The 382-nt window shown below is 68.1% G+C and carries 1 pseudogene; it reads left to right on the top strand.

What is annotated here, in order from left to right:
• Positions 1 to 236 precede the first annotated feature (236 nt).
• Positions 237 to 382 (top strand): annotated as a pseudogene (locus IG86_RS44985) (MerR family transcriptional regulator); the annotation flags it as partial.

Raw genomic sequence — 382 nt, 5'->3', positions numbered from 1 at the left:
GGCGCCATCAGGATCGCCCGGGCGGAAGTCTGAGCCCGGGTACCGCAGGACATCGATAGTGAGGTGGTCTCCGGTCAAGCAACCGCGATCCCCGCATCTCCCGTCCCCGTTGGGGCGGGTCGGCGGATACAGAAAGCCGGCGCAGTAACAGGGCCGGCAGATGGTGTAGCAGTTCCTTCGGGGCCCTGGTGCCATTGGCGCCAGGGCCCCTCCACGCGTTCCACGAGAGAGGTTTCATGACAGCAGACGACTCCTTCGGCCGTCTCGACGACGACGACTATCCCGCCTACACGATGGGCCGGGCCGCCGAGATGCTCGGCACCACCCAGGGCTTCCTCCGAGCCGTCGGCGAAGCCCGCCTGATCACCCCGCTCCGCTCGGC

The organism is Streptomyces virginiae (assembly GCF_000720455.1).
GTDB lineage: Bacteria > Actinomycetota > Actinomycetes > Streptomycetales > Streptomycetaceae > Streptomyces > Streptomyces virginiae.
Note: the sequence above shows the minus strand (reverse complement) of the source record. Positions and strands in the feature narration are given on the sequence as shown.